The organism is Brachybacterium endophyticum (assembly GCF_003130585.1).
Classification (GTDB): Bacteria; Actinomycetota; Actinomycetes; order Actinomycetales; family Dermabacteraceae; genus Brachybacterium; species Brachybacterium endophyticum.
Genome location: NZ_QFKX01000002.1, coordinates 425,576 through 439,789, shown reverse-complemented (window position 1 = coordinate 439,789; position 14,214 = coordinate 425,576). Strand labels below are relative to the sequence as shown.

Annotated in this window: 12 protein-coding genes; 3 read left to right on the top strand and 9 right to left on the bottom strand. The window is 72.5% G+C overall.

Annotated features, from left to right (window positions below; translation table 11 throughout):
* Window positions 1–30: 30 nt before the first annotated feature.
* Entirely contained in the window at window positions 31–1,383 is a 1,353-nt protein-coding gene (locus tag DEO23_RS06300) for a bifunctional o-acetylhomoserine/o-acetylserine sulfhydrylase (RefSeq protein ID WP_109275158.1), read from the bottom strand.
* A gap of 163 nt (window positions 1,384–1,546) precedes the next feature.
* On the opposite strand from DEO23_RS06300, the gene DEO23_RS06295 reads away from it, so the two are divergent.
* On the top strand, window positions 1,547–2,275 hold the full coding sequence (locus DEO23_RS06295) for an ASCH domain-containing protein (protein WP_109275157.1): 729 nt from the start codon (window positions 1,547–1,549) through the stop codon (window positions 2,273–2,275).
* A 27-nt stretch (window positions 2,276–2,302) separates the two neighbouring features.
* Here DEO23_RS06295 and DEO23_RS06290 read toward each other — a convergent pair whose 3' ends face one another.
* Window positions 2,303–3,997: an ABC-F family ATP-binding cassette domain-containing protein gene (locus tag DEO23_RS06290; RefSeq protein ID WP_109275156.1), complete on the bottom strand. Its 1,695-nt coding sequence runs from the start codon at window positions 3,995–3,997 to the stop codon at window positions 2,303–2,305.
* Window positions 3,998–4,184: 187 nt separating this feature from the next.
* On the opposite strand from DEO23_RS06290, the gene DEO23_RS06285 reads away from it, so the two are divergent.
* Window positions 4,185–5,183: an aldo/keto reductase gene (locus tag DEO23_RS06285; RefSeq protein ID WP_109275155.1), complete on the top strand. Its 999-nt coding sequence runs from the start codon at window positions 4,185–4,187 to the stop codon at window positions 5,181–5,183.
* Between the two features lie 46 nt (window positions 5,184–5,229).
* Here DEO23_RS06285 and DEO23_RS06280 read toward each other — a convergent pair whose 3' ends face one another.
* Genes DEO23_RS06280 through DEO23_RS06250 form a run of 7 tightly spaced genes read right to left on the bottom strand, consistent with a single transcriptional unit; the run spans window position 5,230 to window position 13,004 of the window.
* On the bottom strand, window positions 5,230–6,096 hold the full coding sequence (locus tag DEO23_RS06280) for a MurR/RpiR family transcriptional regulator (RefSeq protein WP_109275154.1): 867 nt from the start codon (window positions 6,094–6,096) through the stop codon (window positions 5,230–5,232).
* Window positions 6,097–6,115: 19 nt separating this feature from the next.
* A complete protein-coding gene (locus tag DEO23_RS06275) occupies window positions 6,116–7,093 on the bottom strand; it encodes an N-acetylmuramic acid 6-phosphate etherase (protein WP_109275153.1) in 978 nt (325 codons plus the stop codon).
* A complete protein-coding gene (locus tag DEO23_RS06270; protein WP_240613251.1) occupies window positions 7,090–8,388 on the bottom strand; it encodes an anhydro-N-acetylmuramic acid kinase in 1,299 nt (432 codons plus the stop codon). The genes DEO23_RS06275 and DEO23_RS06270 overlap by 4 nt, the downstream gene beginning before the upstream one ends.
* A gap of 11 nt (window positions 8,389–8,399) precedes the next feature.
* Window positions 8,400–9,899 (bottom strand): glycoside hydrolase family 3 N-terminal domain-containing protein, encoded by a 1,500-nt coding sequence (locus DEO23_RS06265; protein WP_109275151.1) that lies wholly within the window; start codon window positions 9,897–9,899, stop codon window positions 8,400–8,402.
* Complete coding sequence (locus DEO23_RS06260) at window positions 9,896–10,747, bottom strand: carbohydrate ABC transporter permease (RefSeq protein WP_109275150.1); 852 nt, start codon at window positions 10,745–10,747, stop codon at window positions 9,896–9,898. Before DEO23_RS06260 ends, DEO23_RS06265 begins: the two co-directional genes overlap by 4 nt.
* The gene (locus tag DEO23_RS06255) at window positions 10,744–11,709 is read right to left on the bottom strand and encodes a carbohydrate ABC transporter permease (RefSeq protein ID WP_109275149.1); all 966 of its coding nucleotides are present in this window, start codon (window positions 11,707–11,709) and stop codon (window positions 10,744–10,746) included. The genes DEO23_RS06260 and DEO23_RS06255 overlap by 4 nt, the downstream gene beginning before the upstream one ends.
* Window positions 11,706–13,004 carry a sugar ABC transporter substrate-binding protein gene (locus DEO23_RS06250; protein WP_109275148.1) on the bottom strand — a complete coding sequence of 433 codons (1,299 nt, stop codon included), beginning with the start codon at window positions 13,002–13,004 and terminating at the stop codon, window positions 11,706–11,708. The genes DEO23_RS06255 and DEO23_RS06250 overlap by 4 nt, the downstream gene beginning before the upstream one ends.
* A 179-nt stretch (window positions 13,005–13,183) precedes the next feature.
* On the opposite strand from DEO23_RS06250, the gene DEO23_RS06245 reads away from it, so the two are divergent.
* A complete protein-coding gene (locus tag DEO23_RS06245) occupies window positions 13,184–14,176 on the top strand; it encodes an N-acetylglucosamine kinase (protein ID WP_240613250.1) in 993 nt (330 codons plus the stop codon).
* The last annotated feature ends 38 nt before the right edge of the window (window positions 14,177–14,214 follow it).

Here is a 14,214-nt window from a genome sequence, read left to right as displayed (position 1 = left end):
CGTCGATCAGCCCCCGTCGACCTGCACCCCTCAGACGTCCGCGATCGCCGCGAACCCCTTGTCGAGATCGGCGAGGATGTCGTCGATGTGCTCGAGCCCCACCGAGAGGCGCACGAAGCCGGGCTCGACGCCCGCGGCGCGCTGCTCGTCGGCCTCGAGCTGGGAGTGGGTGGTCGAGGCCGGGTGGATCACCAGGCTGCGCACGTCGCCGATGTTGGCCACGTGCGAGTGCAGCTCGAGGGCGTCGACGAAGGCGACCCCGGCGTCGTGGCCGCCCTCCAGGACGAAGCCCAGCACCGAGCCCGCGCCGCGGGGCAGGTATTTCTGGGCGCGGTCGTAGTACGGGGACTCGGGTCGGCCCGCGTAGGCCACCGAGGAGACGCCGGTCTTCGTGGCCAGGTGGTCGGCGACCTTGCCGGCGTTCTCGACATGCCGCTCGATGCGCAGCGGGAGCGTCTCCAGTCCCTGCGCGATGAGGAAGGCGCTGTGCGGGGAGAGCGCGGGGCCGAGGTCGCGCAGCAGGGCCACGCGGGCTCGGATCGCATACGGCGGCAGGTCGGGCGCGAGCGAGGTGTAGACGAGCCCGTGGTACGCGGGGTCGGGCTCGTTCAGCAGCGGGAAGCGCTCCGGCTCCGCCGCGAAGTCGAAGGAGCCGCCGTCGACGATCACGCCGGCGATCGCGGTGCCGTGCCCGCCCAGGAACTTCGTCGCCGAGTGCACGACGATGTCGGCCCCGTGCTCGAGCGGACGCAGCAGGTAGGGCGTGGCGACGGTGTTGTCGACGATCAGCGGGACACCGGCCTCGTGGGCGACGGCCGAGACCTCCTCGACGCGCAGGATGTCCTGGCGGGGGTTCGGGATGGTCTCGGCGAAGAAGGCCTTCGTGTTCGGGCGCACCGCGGCGCGCCAGGAGTCGAGGTCGTCGGGGTCCTCCACGAAGACGGTCTCGATGCCGAGCTTGCTGAGCGTGTTCTTCAGCAGCGAGTACGCGCCGCCGTACAGGCTCGGGGAGGCGACGATGCTGTCGCCGGCCTGGGCGAGGTTCAGGATCGCGAGCGTGATCGCGCTCTGACCGGAGGCGACCAGCAGGCCGGCCACTCCCCCTTCGAGCGCGGCGATCCGGTTCTCGACCGCCTCCTGGGTGGGGTTCGTCAGCCGCGTGTAGATCGGGCCGAGCTCGGCGAGGCCGAAGCGGTCGGCCGCCGTCTTCGCGCTCGGGAAGACGAAGCTCGTGGTCTGGTAGATCGGCAGGGCGCGGGCACCGGTTTCGGAGTCGGGGGTCTGCCCGGCGTGGATCGCGAGGGTCTCGAAGTGCGGGGCGGAGGCGCCGATGGTCGTCGCAGTGGTCTCGGTGGGCGTCTGGGCGGCGTCGTTCTCGGACATGGGGACACCGTCGGCGAGGGGTGCGCGGGAGCGCAAGGATCCGGGGCGAACGTGAACGGGTGTGACGGGGACGGGTGGGCAGGGATGGGTGTGGCAGGAACGCGCACGGCGGGCCACAGAAAAGTCCGTTGCCCGACGACCGCTGCCCTGGAAGCATCCGGGCATGCTCACCGACCTCGAACGGGACCTGGTGCGGCTCACCGCCGAGCACGCCCGTGCCCACCACCACGACCCCGACCACACCGTCGCGGGCGGGCTCCTCACGGTTTCCGGGCGCGTCGTGCTGGGGATGAACACGTTCCACTTCCTCGGAGGCCCCTGCGGCGAGATCGCGGCGCTCTCGAACCATGCGGCGAGCGCGGCCGACGACCCGATCGTCGCCTCGGCCGCGGTCTACGGGCCGACGGGGGACGTGATGGCGCCGTGTGGGAAGTGCCGTCAGGTGCTCCACGACGTCGACCCGGAGATCCGGTTCGTGGTGCGCGACGCCTCCGGGCTCATCACCCGCAGCGCTCGCGAGCTGCTGCCCTTCTCCTACGACAGCACCCACCACGACCGGCCGCAGCGCATCGGCCTGTGGGAGGGGTACGAACCGCTGATCCGTTCGGGGGCGAAGCGCCAGACGATCCGCATCGACGACCCCTTCCATCCCGGGCCCGCGGAGATCGTGGTCGAGAAGCAGGGCGGTGACGAGGTGATGCTGCCCGCGACGGTGACGACCGTACGGACGACGACCCGGGGCAAGCTCACCGAGCGGGATGCCGTGCTCGACGGATTCGCTGATCTCACCGCTCTGCACGAGGCGCTCGAGCGTCACTACCCGGGCGTGCGGGACGTCGATCCGGTGGACGTGGTCAGCTTCGAGGTGGAGAGACCTGACGTCGAGCGGTGACCTCCTCTCCGACGGGACCCGCTCCCGTCACTCCGGCCGCCCGCCGAGCTCGAGCGTCCGCCCCGTCCACCGCCTGCGCAGCCAGCGATCGTGCGAGGCGATCACGACGGTCCCCTCCCAGTCCTGGACGGCGCGCTCGAGGCGGGTGGCGAGGTCGAGGCTGAGGTGGTTCGTCGGCTCGTCGAGCAGCAGCAGCGAGGGTGGCGCGGCGAGGAGCCCCGCCAGGGCCGCACGACGCTGCTGACCGCGGGAGAGCTCACCGAGCGGACGGTCCAGGTCGCGCGGGTGGACGAGGCCCATCAGATCGGGGACGTGCTCGTCCTCGGGTGTCCCGCCGAGCAGGCGACGCACCGTGGTGTCCTCGTCGATCTCCTCGTCCTGGGCGAGCAGTCCGCGATCGCGGACCACGGAGATGCTCCCGGCATCGGGCTCGAGCAACCCCGCCAGCACCGCGAGGAGCGTCGACTTCCCCGAGCCGTTCGGTCCGGTGATCAGCAGCTTCTCCCCTGCCGAGACGCTCAAAGAGGTCGCGGTGAGCCGCCCGGCCACGGCGGCGCCGGCCGCGCTCAGCAGCACCTCGCCCTGGGTCCTGCGCCGTGTCGAGGTGGGGACGCCGGTGAAGTGGAGCTCCGCCGGCGGCCTGCGGATCTGGCTCGACTCGAGCTCCTCGAGACGACGCTCGGCGTCACGCACCCGGCGGGAGACCACGGCCGCGTTGCGGTCGGCGTAGAACTTCTTCGAGGCGCGTGCCTCGGTGCGCGGGCCGCGGCCCTCGTGCCCCACGCTGTGCTCGTCCCGGACCTTCGCCCGCAGCCGGTCCAGCTCCTCCTGCTCGTCGCGGAACCGGCGCTCCCAGCGCTCGCGGGCGTCGAGCCGTGCGAGCAGGTAGTCGGTGAAGGTGCCGGTGTAGGCGGTGAGTCCGCCCTGCTCCTCGCCGAGCGGCGTGGGAGCGGGATCGAGGTCGAGCTGGGCGCGGGTGGCCTCGTCCAGGAAGGCGCGGTCGTGGCTCGCGACCAGCACCGGACCGGGATGCTCGGAGAGCAGCCGGGCCAGGAACTCGGCCCCCGCGTCATCGAGGTGGTTCGTCGGCTCGTCGAGGAGCAGCGTCGTCGGCCGCGTGATGAGGAGGTGCGCGAGGGCGAGGCGTCCCCGCTGCCCGCCGGAGATCTGCGCGAGCAGCCGTTCGTGGGGCACGCCCGTCAGGCCGAGCCCGGCGAGGATCTCAGCGGCGCGGGTCTCGGCGTTCCAGACGTCGGCGAGGGTCGCCCGGGACAGCAGGGCGTCGTACCGGGCGGCGGCGCGCTGGGAGTCGTCGACCGCGAGCTCGGCGCCCGCCTCGGTGAGCGCCTCCTCGAGACGACGGGAATGGGCGAGCGCCTCTTCGAGGACGTCGGCGATCGTGGTGGTCGCCGGATCGTGCGGGAGCTCCTGGCGCAGCAGGCCGACGGGGCCGGGCACGGCGATCTCCCCGGTGTCGGCCTCGAGATCGCCGGCGAGGATGCGCAGGAGGGTCGACTTCCCCGAGCCGTTCTCCCCCAGCAGGCCCGTCGGAGTTCCCGCGGGAACGGTCAGGGAGATGTCGGTCAGCACCCGGCGGGCGCCGAAGCCGTGGGAGATGCCGTCCGCCCGCAGGTGCAGGGCCGACGGCGAGGCGGCGGGGGCGGACGCGATCCCGGGATCCGAGGCGGCGGGGACCTGCGCGGGTGAGTTCGAGGTGGGCATGGATCGGCTCCAGATGTCGCAGGGACGGGGTCGGGGTGCCGATCAGATGCTCATGCGCGACACCGTACCGGGGCCCGGGCGAGCGAGGACAGGGAATATTCGGACCGGGTACCCGCAGGGCCTGCCTCCCGTGCCGGGAGCGGTCGAGGATGGTGGTGGACCGAACCGGCTACCGCAGGAGGACCACATGCACACGAGGACACTGGGACACGGGCTCGAGCAGGGGCTCGAGGTCTCCGCGATCGGGCTGGGAGCGATGGGGATGTCGCAGTCCTACGGCCCCAACCCCGGGGACCGCGAGGAGATGATCGACGTGCTGCGCTACGCCGTCGACCACGGCGTCACCTTCATCGACACCGCGGAGGTCTACGGCCCCTACGACAACGAGCGCCTGGTGGGCGAGGCGATCGCGCCCGTCCGCGACCAGGTCGTCCTGGCCACGAAGTTCGGGTGGGACATCGTGGACGGCGCCATGCGGGGCACGAACTCGCGGCCCGAGCAGATCCGCCGGGTCGCCGAGGAGTCGCTGCAGCGGCTGCGCACCGATCGGATCGACCTGTTCTACCAGCACCGGGTCGACCCCGACGTGCCGATCGAGGAGGTCGCGGGAACCGTGGGCGAGCTGATCTCCGAGGGGAAGGTCGGCCACTTCGGGCTCTCCGAGGCCGGGGCCGCCACCATCCGCCGGGCCCATGCCGTGCAGCCGGTGACGGCGGTGCAGAGCGAGTACTCGCTGTGGACCCGCGATCCCGAGCCCGAGGTGCTGCCCACGTGCGCCGAGCTCGGCATCGGCTTCGTGCCCTTCAGCCCGCTGGGCAAGGGCTTCTTCACCGGGACCGTCCGGCCCGGGCAGGGCTTCGGCGACGGCGAGATCCGCGGCCGGGTCCCCCGCTTCGAGGCCGAGAACCTCGAGCGCAACCAGGCGCTCCTGGACGCGGTCGCGGATCTGGCCGAGCAGCGCGAGGCGAGCACCGGGCAGGTGGCGCTGGCGTGGCTCCTCGCCCAGTCCCCGGCCATCGTCCCGATCCCGGGCACCCGCCGGCGCGAGCGGATCGACGAGAACGCCGGGGCGACCGAGGTGCGGCTCTCGGCCGACGACGTCGCGCAGCTCGACGCCCTGGCCGCGCGGGTCGGCGTCGCCGGTGACCGCTACGACGAGAACGGGATGCGCATGGTCGGGCTCTAAGGCCCCGCTCCGAGTCCCCGTTCCGGGGCCCGCCCCGAGGCCCTGCTCAGTGCACGCGGCGGTCGTCGACCGCGGCCCGGGTGCGGGCGAGAGCGTCACGGCCCAGGTCGGGGACCCGGGTCGCGACGGCCACGAAGATGCAGTCCACGACCGTGAGCTGGGCGATCCTCGAGGCGGTCGCCCCGGAGCGCAGCTCGGACTCGACGGCGGCGGTCAGCAGCACGTCGTCGGCCGTGTGGGCGAGCGGCGATCCGGCGGCGCCGGTCACCGCGACCACCCGGGCGCCGCCCTCGTGCGCGATGCGGGCGGCGTCCAGGGCCTCGGCCGTGCGCCCCGAGTGGGAGAAGGCGATCAGCACGTCCCCCGCCTCGAGGAGGGCGACGGCCGGGAGTCCGTTGTGGGCCTCGATGTGGACGGCGGCGGGAAGGCCCAGCCTCGTGAGCTTCTGCTGCTCGTCGGTCGCGGGCAGCGCCGAGGCGCCCACGCCGAAGAGGATGATGCGGCGGGCCGGGGCGACGGCGTCCGCGACCCGCGTCAGCGCATCGAGGTCGAGGCCGCGCACCGTGTCGTGGACGGCTCGGGAGTCGGCCGCCGCGATCTTCCCCGTCATGGTCCCGATGTCGTCGGAGGGGTCGATGTCGCCCTCGGCCCCGGGTTCCTGGACCGACGTGGCAGCCGCCACCGCCTCCTCGTGGAGACGGAAGCGCAGATCGCGATAGCCGCGGAAGCCCAGCTGGCGGGCGAAGCGGACCACGCTCGCCTCCGAGCACCCGGCCTCCTGCGCGAGGTCGCCGATGGTCATCGAGGCCACACCGGCAGGGTCGCTGAGGATCAGGTCGGCGATGCGCGCGAGGGCCGGCTTCAGGTCGCCCCGGAGACTGCGCAGCCTGAGCAGGAGCGGCGGGGTGGTCATCAGGACTCCGTCGGGTTTCTCATCGGGGCTCCTTCGTCGTCAGGCTCGCGACCGCGCTGCGGATCCCTGCCGGATCGCCCCGCCTGCCCGAGTCCTTCCCGAAGCGTACTGCCGCAGCCTGCGCATCCTGGACATCCGCGCCGGCCAGCAGCGCGACCAGGGCGACACGCACGCTGCCCCCGGCGTCGTCGAGCACCGCGGCGGCGTGCTCGGGCGAGGCGCCGCTGGCCTGGACGAGCATCCGGACGCTGCGGGCCACGAGCTTCTTGTTGGTGGGTCGCATGTCGATCATGAGGTTCTGGAAGGTCGTGCCCAGGCGCACCATGGTGGCCGTCGACATCGCGTTCAGCACCAGCTTCTGCGCGGTCGCGGCCTTCATGCGCGTGGACCCGGTGACGACCTCCGGGCCGACCTCCACGAGCACCGCGACATCGGCGAGCGCCGCGAGGGGCGCCAGGGGGTTCGCCGCGACCAGACCCGTCGGCAGACCCCGTGCCCGGGCTGCCTCGAGGGCCCCGCGCACGTAGGGGGTGCGTCCGCTCGCGGCGAGCCCGATCACCACGTCGCCGGCCTCGCACTCGTCCTCGACGAGGGCTGCCCCCGCCGACGCGTCGTCCTCCGCGCCCTCGACCGCGTGCATCACCGCTTCGGCCCCACCCGCGATGTGGGCGGTCACCATGTCCTCGGTGGCGCTGTAGGTGGGGACCAGCTCGACCGCGTCGAGCACCCCGAGCCGCCCGGAGGTCCCCGCGCCGACGTAGTGCACCGTGCACCCCGAGGCGATCGCCGCCACGCACAGCTCGACGAGCTGCGCGATCGGCCCCGCCACCGCCTGCACCGCGGCCGCCACCCCGGCGTCCTCTGCGAGGATCGTGTCCACGAGGGCAGGGGCGTCCAGGGTGTCGAGGTCGAGGGTGCGCGGATTGCGCTCCTCGGTGGGCGAGGCGAGCGCGATCAGGTCCTGCCAGCGTTCGCCGTGCTCGGTCTGCTCGGTCATCTCTCACCTTTCTCGGGGGGTCGGTGGGCGGGGTGGACGGGTGCGGGCGGCGTGGACGCGTGATCCCGCAGGCGCAGGCGTCGGGGCGGCTGCCGCGCCGCGGGGTCCGAGGAGGTCTCGAGCCCGGTGCAGGGCAGCGGCGGCGTCAGCGACCCCAGCACCGCGGCGTCGCTCGCGCCCGTGACGGTGTGGCCGCCCGGCCCCGGGGGCAGTGCCGGGATGCCGTGGGCGGAGAGGTATCCCAGGAGCGCCATCAGCAGCGCCTCCTTGCCGTCTCCGCTGATGCCGAGTTCCTCGCTCCCCCGCAGCGGGATCGGGGCGAGCATCTCCGCGAGGCGCGTGCGCAGCACGGGGTTGCGCATGCCGCCGCCGGAGCCGAACACCTGCGGGGCGCCGGAGGCGCGCACGAGCTCGGCGACGGTGCGGGCGGTCAGCTCGGTCAGGGTCGCCAGCAGGTCCGGCAGGGACAGGTCGGCGGCCCGTGGGGAGCACCGCAGGACGTAGTCGGAGTCGAAGTGCTCGCGGCCGGTCGAGCGCGGCAGCGGGAGGGAGAAGAAGGGGTCGGCGAGCAGGTCCGTGAGCACGTCCTCGTCGACGGTGCCGGAGGCGGCGAGGCGTCCGTCCGTGTCGCAGTGCCGGGCGCCGCCGGTCGCCGCCCGGACCGCGGCATCCAGGAGGGCGTTGGCGGGGCCGACGTCCCCCGCCCGGACGACGGGACGTGCGCGCTGCCCGGGACCGGTGCCGGGGCCGCTGCCTGCGGCATCCGGGGCCGGCGGCTCCACGATCGTCAGGTTCGCGATGCCGCCCAGGTTCAGCAGCGCACCGCCCCGCTCCCCCAGCAGCAGCACGTCGAGGACCGGCGCCAGCGGCGCCCCCTGTCCCCCGCGGGCGAGATCGGCGCTGCGCAGGTCGTACAGCACGCTGGTCCCGGTCATCGCGGCGATTCGGGAGGCGTCGCCGACCTGCAGGGTGCCGCGGGCGCGTCCGTCCTCCTCCACCCAGTGGTGCAGGGTCTGCCCGTGGGAGACCACGAGGTCCACGCCTCCGTGGTCCTCCAGCACGCTGCGCGCGACGACGCCCAGGTGCTCGCCGATCTGCGCGTGCAGACGGTTCCAGGTCCCCACACCCGTGGTCGCCGGCGGCAGCACGTCCAGGATCTCCTCCCGCAGCGCGGGCGGCCAGGGATGCTCTCCGACCTCGAGGACGCGCCCCTCCAGCAGGCCCGGGTCCTCGCTCGAGCGCGCGAGATCGACGAGCACGGTGTCGATCGCGTCGGCCGAGGTGCCCGACATCATGCCCAGGATCCTCACCGGCTCTCACGCCCCTCTGCCAGCAGCAGCTCCACGGCGGCGCGCATCATGGTCAGCGAGCCGCCGAGGGTGCGCACGAGGGCACGGTGGTCCGGGGCGGCGTCCGGCACCCCGGTGTGGACGACGATCGCGTCGGGCCGCGCCTGCAGCACCTCGCGCAGCCGCGCGGACTCCTCGGCGTCCGCTCGGGGCAGCCGGGTGAGGACGAGGACCTCGGAGCCCGTCGTGAGATCGCCCGGGTAGTGGGCCCACTCCGCGTCGATCCCGCGCTCGCGCAGCGCGGTGAGCAGGTGCGGTGACCGCGACCCGGAGGCGTGATCGGCGCGGATCCGCGCATCGACCAGCACCACGGGACCGCCGCCGAGGGCCGAGTGCTGGGCGCTGACCGCGCGTCGGGCGGCGGCGGCACCGAGCTCGTCCAGGGCGCGGATCGCGGTGATGACGTCGCGGCGCGGTTCGACGCCGCGACGCATGCGCAGGGCGTGGATCGAGGCGCGCGTGTGCGCGGCGCGAGCGGCGACGTCCTCGCGCCGCAGGCGGCCCGATGCCAGGGCGCCGACGATCGCGTCGTGCGCCTCTCGGAGCAACTGCTCGGCGTCCCGGCGCAGCGAGGTGCCCAGGCACAGCAGGTGCGCTCCCGCCTCGACGGCCCGCACGACGGCTTCCGGGAAGCCCGGGCCGGTGGAGACGGCGGCCATGTCCAGGGCGTCGGTGATCACCAGGCCGTGGAAGCCGCCGCCGGCGACCTCGTCGAGCAGACGGGTCGACCAGGCCGAGAGCGTCGCCGGCCCCTCCCCCAGGGCGGGGACCAGGATGTGCGCGGTCATCACGGCGTCCAGCCAGGGGGCGATGTGGAAGGGAGCGAGATGCTCGCGGCGCATCTCGTCCGGATCGAGGTCGATGCGCGGCAGCGCGGTGTGGGAGTCCACGGAGGTGGCGCCGTGGCCGGGGAAGTGCTTGGCGGTGACACCCAGGCCCGCGGCGTGCAGACCGCTCGCGAAGGCGCGGCCGTGGCGGGCGACGAGGTCGGGGTCGTCCCCGTAGGAACGGGTGCCGATCACGGGGTTCGCCGGATCGGTGGAGACGTCGAGCACCGGGGCGAGGGCGAGGTCCATGTCGCACGCCGCCATCAGATCGCCGAGCGCCTCGCCCGCGCGGGCGGTGAGCGAGGTGTCGTCGATCGTGCCGAGGGCCCAGGCGCTGGGCAGGGAGGAGCCGGTGTCGGCCTGGAGGCGGGTGACGTCCCCGCCCTCCTCGTCGATCGCGACCAGCACCTGGTCCGCCCGCTCGTGGATGGAGCCGGCGAGTCCCGCGGCCGTCCGCGCATCGGGGGTGTTGTAGCCGAAGAGGATGATCGAGCCGAGCCCGGCGTCCAGGGCCTCGTCGGCCCACTCGGGAAGGGTGGTCCCCTCGATCGGGGCCATCAGCAGGGCGAGGACGTCGCGGTCCCACCCGTATCGTCCGTCCCGTCCGTCGCGTCCGTCGGCGGCGCTCATCCCTTGACCGCCCCCTGGGTGAGACCGCTCGCGAGGCGCCCCTGGACGAGCACGAAGAAGATCACGACCGGCACCGCGATGATCGTCGAGGCCGCCATCACGGCGCCCCAGTTCGCGGTGTTCTGCGTGAAGAAGGTGCGCAGCCCGACGCCGACGGTGTACTTCGAGCCCTCCTGCATGAAGGTGAGCGCGAAGATGAACTCGTCCCAGGCGGTGATGAAGCTGAACACGCTGGTGGCGACAAGGCCCGGGGTGACCAGGGGCAGCAGCACCGAGAAGAACATCCGCGACCAGTTCGCCCCGTCGACGTAAGCGGCCTCCTCGAGCTCCTTCGGCACGGCCTGGACGAAGCCCCGCAGGTTCCAGATCGCGAAGGGCAGCGAGAAGGCGAGGTAGACGACCACGAGCCCCGCGAGCGAGTTCAGCAGATGCAGGTTGCGGGCCTGCAGGAACAGCGGGATCACGAGCGCCTCGAGCGGGACCATCTGCACCAGCAGCACGAGGATCAGCACCTGGGTGCGCAGGCGGAAGCGGAAGCGGGCCACCGCGACCGAGGCGAGCAGGGCGACGGCAGCGGAGATCAGCACCGTCGCGAGCGCGACGACCGCCGAGTTCTTCAGGTAGTGCACGAAGCCCGCGTCGAAGAGCACGAAGCGGAAGTGCTCGAGGGTGAAGCCGTGGGGAAGGAGGCTCGCGCCGCGGCCGAGCGGGTTGGGGTCCACGGCGGTGGAGAGCATCCAGTAGAAGGGGAACAGGGAGACCCCCAGGATCAGCACGACCCCGAGGAACTTGCCGACCCGCACGGCGGTGCGGCGCGGCGAGCGACGGGCGGACGCGGCGGTTCTCACAGCTCGTCCTCCTTCATCAGGGTGCGCATGTAGACCACGGAGATCACCAGCAGGAGCACGGTCAGCAGCACGGCGATGGCCGAGCCCATCCCGTACAGGCCCTGGGCGAAGGACTCCGAGTAGGACCACACCCCGAGGTTCATGACCGAGCGGTTGGTGCCGTCCCCGCCGGGCATCAGGTAGATCTGCGTGAACACCTTGAAGTCCCAGATGGTCGACAGGATGATGCACACCGCGAGGATCGGGCGGATGCCGGGGACGGTGACGCTGCGGAAGCGGGTGACGGCGCCCGCACCGTCCAGGGCCGCGGCCTCGTAGAGCTCCCTCGGCACGGTGCCCAGGCCTGCGAGGACGGTGACCGCGATGAACGGGAAGCCGTGGTAGACCACGTTGGCGGTCGCGATCGCGTAGAAGGCCCAGCGGTCGTCGAACCAGTTCCAGGAACCGGCCTCCATGATCCCGAGCGCGTCGAGGGTGTTCGCGACCAGGCCGTTCAGCGGGTCGAACAGCCAGACGAACACGTAGGTCCCGGTGATGGCGGGGACCGCCCAGGCGACCATGATCGCGGCGGTGCAGATGCTGCGCCAGGCACGGCCCAGGGTGTTCAGGAACAGCGCCACGACGATCCCGACCAGCATCGTCAGCACGACGCACACGACGGCGAAGCCGACCGTGTTGGGCAGCACCGTGGACCACAGGAAGTCGCTGGTGAGGACCTTCGTGAAGTTCTCGAGGCCGACGTAGTTGGAGTCGCCGCGGATCAGGTTGCGCAGCCGGTAGTCCTGCAGCGAGAGCATCACGACGCGCACGAGCGGCCACAGCAGCAGGACGGCCAGCAGGATCAGGGCCGGAGCGAGCAGGACCCAGGGTGCGGCGCCGCGGGTGAGGCGGCGCCGCACCGGGACCCGTCGGCGCGCCGGGGCCGTCGCCGGGGGCGAGGGAGCCTCGGTGCCGACGGTCATCCCTTGAAGATCTCGTCCATCTCGGAGGCGGCGGAGTCCGCGGCCTTCTGCGGATCGGTGCCCTTGAGGACATCGCTGAACAGGGTCGAGAGCGTCTTCTTGCCCTCGATCTGACCCCAGGCCGGGGTGACGGGGACGGTGGTGCCGCCCTCGGTCATCTGCTGGGCGAAGACCTTGGTCAGCTCGTCGCCGTCCTTCACCACGGCGTCGAGCGCCTTCTGCTCGCCGGGGAAGTAGTTGGTCTCCTTGGCCCAGCGGGTCGCGAGATCGCCGGTGGACATGAGCTTGATGAGCTCGAAGGCGAGCTCGGGCTCCTCGGTCTCGGTGAAGCGGCACAGCAGGGAGCCGCCCAGGAAGGAGGGTGCCACCTCCTTGTCCTTCGCGGGGATCGTGAAGGCGACCAAGCGATCGAACAGCTCCTCGTCGTCGACCTTGATGGTCGCGGGCACCCAGGAGCCGGTGATGAACATGGCGACCTTGCCCTGCTGGAACGCGGCGAGGGAATCGGTCTCCAGCCAGCTCGAGGCCGCGGCCGTCGAGGCGTCGTGCTTCAGGGCGAGGTCGGTGTACCAGCGGATCCCCTCGACGGACTCCGGGGTGTCGATCGTGGCCTTCCACGTCCCGCCGGACTCCTTCGCGATGTCGCCGCCCGCGCCCCACACGAAGGGCATGCCCGCGAAGATCGAGCTGCCCGCGATGGGGAAGGGGATGATGTCGGGGTTCTTGGACTTGATGGTCTCGATCATCTCGAGCAGGTCGTCCCAGCTGCCGGGCTGCTCGGTGACGCCCGCGTCCTCGAGGATCTTCCTGTCCGCGAGGATCGAACGCACGCCCGCGTACCAGGGCATGCCGTAGAGCTCGTCGTCCAGGGTGCCGGCGTCGACCAGGCCCTGCACGAGGCCGTCACCGATGCCCGCCTCGTCGACGTCCTTCGTCAGCGGGTCGATGCCGCCGGCGTCGGCGAACTCGGGCACCCAGGTGGTGCCGACCTCGGCGACGTCCGGGGAGGTGCCGCCGCTCATCGAGGTCACGAACTTGTCGTGCGCGCCGTCCCAGGGCTGGACCTCGACCTTCAGCGTCGCACCGGTGCGGTCCTCGAAGGCCTTGGTGAGCGCGTCGACGTACTCGTCCGTCTTCGCATTGGTGCCCTGCATGATCCACAGGGTGATGGTCTTGTCGCCGTTCGCGTCCTTGTCCGTGGGGTCGCTCGAGCCGGAACCGCCCGAGCAGGCGGCCAGCCCCAGGGCGGCGGAGCCGGCGGCACCCGCGGAGAGAACACCTCGTCGTGAGATCATGGGGACTCCTCACAGCAGTCGGATCGGCACGTGCCCGGGCGGCACTTCGGAGATCGTCTCGTCCTTGAGCGATGACACCGTCGGGCACGCGCGAGGACTCGCACGAGAACCGACCAAAACTGAGAAAACTTCCCTCACCGATACTCTTTGCTAAAGTTACCACGATCGAGGAGGTGTCCGTGCACTCTGCACCCGACCGTGACGACACCGTGACGTCACCCGTGATCCTGGCTGCCGACGTGGGCGGGACGCGGAGCAGATTCCTGGTCGCGCCGCTCGATCCGCAGGCCCCTCCCCTGATGGACTCGCCCGTGCTCGGGCCCGGTGCGAACCTGCGCTCGAGCGGCCCCGGCGCGCTGCAGTCCCTCGCGGGACCCGCCCGCGAGGCGCTCGCGACCGCGGGCGTGACGGGGGACCAGGTCCGTGCCGCCGTGCTGGGGATCGCCGGCAACGGCGCCGCCCGCCGCCAGGAGATCTCGCACGCGGTGGCGGAGACCCTCGCACCGCTCGGGATCACCCCGGACGCCCTGCACGCGACCGATGACCACCTCACCGCCTTCCTCAGCGCGGACGTGGGCGAGGACGGCCTGCTGCTGCTCGCGGGCACCGGCTCGGTGAGCGTGCGCTTCGAGCACCGCCGCCCGGTGCAGCGATGCGACGGCATGGGGTGGCTGCTGGGCGACGTGGGCTCGGCCGTCTGGCTGGGTCGCGCGGTGCTGCAGGCCGTCGCGGCCGACATCGACGGACGCGGTCCCCGCACGCGGCTGACCGAGTCCTTGGGCGACGTGCTGGGGCTCGACCTGCGCGACGGTCTCGTCCCCCGCTCGGCCACCGGAGATCCCCGGCAGGACCTGGTCGCCGCGATCGACGGCCTCTCCCCCGCCGAGTTGGGACGGTTCGCGCCCCTGCCCGGCTCGCTCTGCGAGGACGCGCCCGACGAGGTCGCCCGCGAGATCCTCGATCACGCCGGACGCCACTTCTCGCGCACGGTGCAGCGCCTGGACCCCGAGGCCGGGCTCCCGGTGGTGCTGGCCGGCGGCGTCCTGTCCACGAGAGGGCCGATCCACGACGACCTCGTCAGCTGGCTCGAGACCGCCGGGCGCACCGTGGTCCCCGTCGACGACGGGCTGGATGGAGCCGTACGGCTCGCCCGCGAGCGATCCCCACGGTGATCACCGTTCTGTGAGGTCGCGCGGATAGGATGGCCGCG

Bases quoted from the DNA above. Each gene is read 5' to 3' on its own strand.
- DEO23_RS06300 (WP_109275158.1), bottom strand. From the start codon at position 1,383: ATGTCCGAGAACGACGCCGCCCAGACGCCCACCGAGACCACTGCGACG.
- DEO23_RS06295 (WP_109275157.1), top strand. From the start codon at position 1,547: ATGCTCACCGACCTCGAACGGGACCTGGTGCGGCTCACCGCCGAGCAC.
- DEO23_RS06290 (WP_109275156.1), bottom strand. From the start codon at position 3,997: ATGCCCACCTCGAACTCACCCGCGCAGGTCCCCGCCGCCTCGGATCCC.
- DEO23_RS06285 (WP_109275155.1), top strand. From the start codon at position 4,185: ATGCACACGAGGACACTGGGACACGGGCTCGAGCAGGGGCTCGAGGTC.
- DEO23_RS06280 (WP_109275154.1), bottom strand. From the start codon at position 6,096: ATGACCACCCCGCCGCTCCTGCTCAGGCTGCGCAGTCTCCGGGGCGAC.
- DEO23_RS06275 (WP_109275153.1), bottom strand. From the start codon at position 7,093: ATGACCGAGCAGACCGAGCACGGCGAACGCTGGCAGGACCTGATCGCG.
- DEO23_RS06270 (WP_240613251.1), bottom strand. From the start codon at position 8,388: ATGATGTCGGGCACCTCGGCCGACGCGATCGACACCGTGCTCGTCGAT.
- DEO23_RS06265 (WP_109275151.1), bottom strand. From the start codon at position 9,899: ATGAGCGCCGCCGACGGACGCGACGGACGGGACGGACGATACGGGTGG.
- DEO23_RS06255 (WP_109275149.1), bottom strand. From the start codon at position 11,709: ATGACCGTCGGCACCGAGGCTCCCTCGCCCCCGGCGACGGCCCCGGCG.
- DEO23_RS06250 (WP_109275148.1), bottom strand. From the start codon at position 13,004: ATGATCTCACGACGAGGTGTTCTCTCCGCGGGTGCCGCCGGCTCCGCC.